The sequence below is a fragment of the Desulfurellaceae bacterium genome, assembly GCA_021296095.1.
Taxonomy (GTDB): Bacteria; Desulfobacterota; Binatia; order Bin18; family Bin18; genus JAAXHF01.
Genome location: JAGWBB010000177.1, coordinates 1333 through 3856 on the forward strand (window position 1 = coordinate 1333; position 2524 = coordinate 3856).

At 59.5% G+C, this 2524-nt stretch carries 4 protein-coding genes; 2 read left to right on the plus strand and 2 right to left on the minus strand.

Annotated elements, in window-relative coordinates:
- Window positions 1-830: hypothetical protein (locus tag J4F42_22535; protein MCE2488301.1), on the minus strand; the 830-nt coding region annotated here is incomplete at its 3' end.
- A 94-nt stretch (window positions 831-924) separates the two neighbouring features.
- On the opposite strand from J4F42_22535, the gene J4F42_22540 reads away from it, so the two are divergent.
- Window positions 925-1212: a 4a-hydroxytetrahydrobiopterin dehydratase gene (locus tag J4F42_22540; GenBank protein MCE2488302.1), complete on the plus strand. Its 288-nt coding sequence runs from the start codon at window positions 925-927 to the stop codon at window positions 1210-1212.
- Between the two features lie 2 nt (window positions 1213-1214).
- The gene (locus J4F42_22545; GenBank protein ID MCE2488303.1) at window positions 1215-2165 is read left to right on the plus strand and encodes a hypothetical protein; all 951 of its coding nucleotides are present in this window, start codon (window positions 1215-1217) and stop codon (window positions 2163-2165) included.
- A 102-nt stretch (window positions 2166-2267) separates the two neighbouring features.
- On the opposite strand, the gene J4F42_22550 is transcribed toward J4F42_22545, so the two are convergent.
- Window positions 2268-2524, minus strand: a 257-nt coding sequence (locus tag J4F42_22550; GenBank protein MCE2488304.1) for a CoA transferase, incomplete at its 5' end; no start/stop codon positions are given.

A 2524-nucleotide genomic window follows, 5' to 3' on the forward strand; every position in this document is an offset into this window, starting at 1 on the left:
AACAGAAACTGCCGGATATCGTTTTTTGACCAGCCGTCCTGGGCAAAGGTCTTGGCGTGCTCCGGTCCCAGAATCAGGGCGGTATCGGAAAAGACCGGGAAGTTCTTGTGGTTCCAGACCGAGGTCATGGTCCAGCCCAGGGACAGGGCCAGCTGTTCGGCCGTGCGGCTGGCGTGGTCGTTGATCTGAAACGGCGAGTGACCGCCAAACAGGGTCACCGTGCTCTGCTCGGGCCGAAAGCCGCGCTCGACGTGCAGCGGCTCCCAGGGACTCTCCTCCTCGTCCTCGCCCACACAGAAGGTGAACTGGGCGGGATGACCGAGGGTCGCCTTGCAAATTTCCTGCGGCTTGGCGCCGCCGATATTCAGAATAATCAGACGAATCGCGCGGCCGATGGTGGCGTTGGCCCGAAAGCCGTGACCCAGGGCGTTATGGCCGCAGTTGACCCCGATCTGGCGACGGATCGGGCCGTTGATAATCGTCAGCGGCGTGGCCGAGAAGGTCGTGACGTTGATCGCGTGCAGGGCAAACTGCTCCTCGCATATGGCTTCCACCGCAGCCACAACGACCGGAAAGAAGCTCGGGTGACAGCCGGCCATGACCGCGTTGATGGCGACTTTTTCGACGCTGGCCGGGCCATAGTTGGGCCCGACCATACCAAGGACCTCCTGGGGGTCGCGGTCTACCGCGTCGAGCATGGCCTGCACCCGCTCTTCGGTCGGCGGCACGACCGGCAGCCCGTCGGTCACCCCGCGGGCAAACAGGTCTTCGATCAGGTCGTCGTACTGGGTTTCAAGATGCGGAGACTGTAGAGGCGCAGTCTGAGCCATGCTCTTCTCCTTTTTGACCCGCCCACTCTGGCATTCTTGCTGTTCGGCTGTCAAGATTGTGAGTCGATATTCCCCACACCCAAAGGAGACAGCTATGGCACGCCGCAAACTTTCAGACGCCGAGATTCAGACCGCCCTGACCAGCCGGCCCGGCTGGACCGTGGTCGAGGGCAAGCTCCACCGCGAATACAAATTCCAGGACTTCGTGCAGGCCTTTGGTTTTATGACCAGCGCGGCCCTGGTCGCCGAATCCATGAACCACCACCCGGAGTGGTTCAACGTCTACAGCACGGTCAGGGTCGATCTCAACACCCACGACGTGGGCGGCATCAGCCAGCTCGACTTCGACCTGGCCGAAAAAATGGACGCCCTGGCCGAGTAGCCATGCCCCTGGACAGTCTACTGAGCCTGGTAGAAAAGCTCCGTGAACGGATCGACGCTCATGGCAGCAAGCTTCGCCAGAGCGAGGCGCTGACCCGCTACGCGCTGATTGACCCGCTGCTGCGAGAGCTGGGTTGGGACACTGGGAATCCTGACTTGGTGATACCTGAGTACAAAGTGGGCGGCGGGCGGGCAGACTACGCCCTACTCAGTGATGGCAAACCCACTGTGATGGTGGAGGCGAAGAGCCTGGAATCGCCTCTGCAAAATGCGCTCAGTCAGGGCATTGGTTACTGCCTGGAGCAGGGGACCCCCTACTTCTCAATCACTGATGGTAGGCGTTGGGAAATTTATGAAACCCACAAACCCGTCCCCATAGCCGAGAAGCGGATAGTCCAGTTTGATTTGAAGGACGGGTCGGCTGCCGAAGAGTGCTTGAAGACCTTGGCGTTGTGGAGACCCAACGTGGGTTCAGGCCAGATTGCCCCTGGGCAAGCTCTAGTTGTCGTGCCGACTCCCAACCGGTCTGCTCAGCCGAAATCTCTGATTTCCACTTCTCCATCGCCGCCTCCAAGCCCGGATGAATGGCAGGCAATATCGGTGTTGAATCCAAAAAAAGGCTCTCGTCCGGTAGCAGTCCAGTTTCCTGACAATTCGTTCAGCCCACCAATTAAGACGTGGAAATCGTTAATGGTCGAAATCACGCGCTGGCTCGTAAAGGGCAATTACCTTAAGACAAGCGACTGTCCTATTCAGAAGCCACGGAGCAAAAAAAGATACGTAGTGTCTACCACACCTGTTCATCCGAGCGGAGACCCCTTCAGGAATGGTGCCCAAGTGGAATCATTACATGTTGAGACGCACGCCAGCGGCGAAGATATCGCTAAAACTGCTCGACTCATCATTGAGCGTGTAGGCCAAGACCCAGCGCAATTCAAAGTGCGGTTTTCCTGACGGCGGAGACACGCGAGGCTGTGCGGTCGGGGATGCGGTAGGCTATACTATTTCTCCGTGCTGCGGCCCTCCGCAATCCAGAAGAATCCGGCGTCGGCGTGGTTAAATAATCCCCTCTTTCTCCAGATCCTTGACCGCCTCGGGACTCAGACCCAGCAGGTCCTGATACACCTCGGCGTTATGCTGGCCCAGGAGCGGGGCGGGTTTGAGGTCGAGCGGCGAATCGTCCAGCTGGACCGCGCAGGTCGGCATCGTGATCTCACCCCGGGTGGGATGCTCGACCGTTGCCACCATGCCCCGCTCGCGCAGGTGAGGGTCGCTCAGGATGTCCTGGGAATCGAACACCGCGCCGCACGGAA